General features: G+C 73.0%; 1 protein-coding gene. It reads left to right on the top strand.

Annotated features, from left to right (window positions below):
* Positions 1-1746, top strand: a 1746-nt coding sequence (locus GV126_RS32315) for an outer membrane protein assembly factor BamB family protein (RefSeq protein ID WP_236570326.1), incomplete at its 5' end; no start/stop codon positions are given.
* Positions 1747-2018: the final 272 nt, after the last annotated feature.

Here is a 2018-nt window from a genome sequence, read left to right as displayed (position 1 = left end):
CCGCAGCCGCCGGCCGCCCCGCCGCAGCCGGCGCCCGGCTACGGCTACCCGCAGGCACCCCAGCCCGCGCAGCCCCCGCAGCCGCCCGCGGGCTACGGCTACCCCGCGCAGCCCCCGGCGCCGGGCGCGACCCCGAACCCGTACGCCCAGCAGCCGGGCCCGTACGGCACCGCCCAGCCGGGCTACGGCTATCCGGGCCCGCAGGGCCAGTCCGGCTACGGCTACCCGGGGCAGCCCGGCTACCCGGGCGCGCCGGCCACCGTGCCGCAGGCCACCGGGCAGGGCGGCGCTGGCGACGCGAAGAAGAAGCAGCTGATGATCGTCGTCGCGGCCGTCGTGGCGATCGCGCTGATCGTCGTCGGCGGCATCTGGTACGCCCACTCCTCCTCCGGCGACGGCGGCGGCACGAAGAACACCGCGGGTTCCGGTGGCACCACCGGCGGCGGCACCGACGACAAGGGCTCCACCGGCGGCCCCACGGGCGGCGGCAAGGAGAAGGCGCCCGCCGACCCGGCCGCCAAGGTCCTCTACCAGGTGCCGATGCCCAGCGTGTCGGACACGGTCACCACCTCCGGCTCCTGGCTCACCGACAAGGTGTACGCCAAGAGCGGTGTCGCCGAGGTCGTCGGCTACGACCGGGACAAGGGCACCAGGCTGTGGACGATCAAGCTGCCCGGCCCGGTGTGCGAGGCCAGCCGGCGCATGACGTCCGACGGCAGGACGGCCATCGTCTACGAGCCCGCGATGCCGACCAAGGCCGACCCCTCGCACGGCTGCAGCCAGATCGCGGCGCTCGACCTCGACGCCGGCAAAAAGCTGTGGACGCGGACCGTCAAGTCCGGTGACGAGCCGATGAACGTGGACAACGTCACCGTCAGCGCGGACGCCGTCGCCGTGGGCAGCACCAACGGCGGCGCCGCCTTCGGCATCGCCGACGGCAAGGCGAGGTGGCTGCCCAAGCCGGACGACAGCTGCTTCGACGCCGGGTACGGCGGCGGCGCCAAGCTGGTCGCGGTGCGCAAGTGCGGCCAGTACGGCCAGCGCACGCTGCACATCCAGACCATCGATCCGGCCTCCGGCAAGGTGCTCTCCGACTACAAGATGGCGCAGGGCGTCGAGTACGCGTCGATCGTCTCCACCGACCCCCTGGTCGTCGCCGCCGACGTCGGCGACAGCGCGGGCGACGGCAGCGGCATCTCGGACTTCTTCTCGGTCGACAACCGCACCGGCGCGCTGCGCGCCCACATCTCGGCGCCCGGCGACAAGTACGCCGCCCGCTGCGACGGCATCTCGCGCGTCGAGTACTGCACCGGCCTCGCCGTCGGCAACGACCGGCTGTACGTGCCGACCGAGGAGCACGACGGCAGCGGCGACTACAGCAAGACCAACGAGATCGTCGCCTTCGACCTGGCCACCGGCAAGCAGACCGGCCAGCGCGCGGACGCCGGCGACGGCTACGAGATCTACCCGCTGCGCATGGACGGCTCGAACGTCATCGCCTACAAGCGGCCGCCGTACGACAAGGGCGGGCAGATCGTGAGCGTCGACGGCGGCACGTTCAAGCAGACCAAGCTGCTGGAGAACCCGAACACGGAGGCGGTGCGCGACGCCGAGACGGCCATGTCCCCGGACTACGCCGAGATCCTCTACGCGCAGGGCCACCTCTACATGTCGGCGGTCTACGCCCACAAGCCGTCCACCTTCGGCAAGGAGTACCTGGCGCTGGCCTTCGGGACGAGCGGCTGAGCCGACCGTCTCCGGACCGTCCCGGCCGGCTCCACGGCCCGCGCGCTGCGGCCCCGCCCCTGTCCGGGGGCGGGGCCCGTGCGCGTACCGCGCGACACCTCCGCAGGAGCGGTGCACGGCCCGCGCATGCGGGCATGCCAAAAAGTCAGCCGATCCGGGGCACTTCTCGCCGGTAGGGGCAGCGCGATGCCGGGCGAGCGTGTAGCTTCCCGGGACATGGAGGGCCGGTGTGCCGGGGGGCCACCGGCCCTCCATGTCCCGGGAAGCTACAC

It is taken from the genome of Streptomyces mexicanus (assembly GCF_902506575.1).
GTDB lineage: Bacteria > Actinomycetota > Actinomycetes > Streptomycetales > Streptomycetaceae > Streptomyces > Streptomyces mexicanus.
The sequence above is the reverse complement of the archived record's forward strand: the minus strand, read 5'-3'. Positions and strand labels throughout refer to the sequence as shown.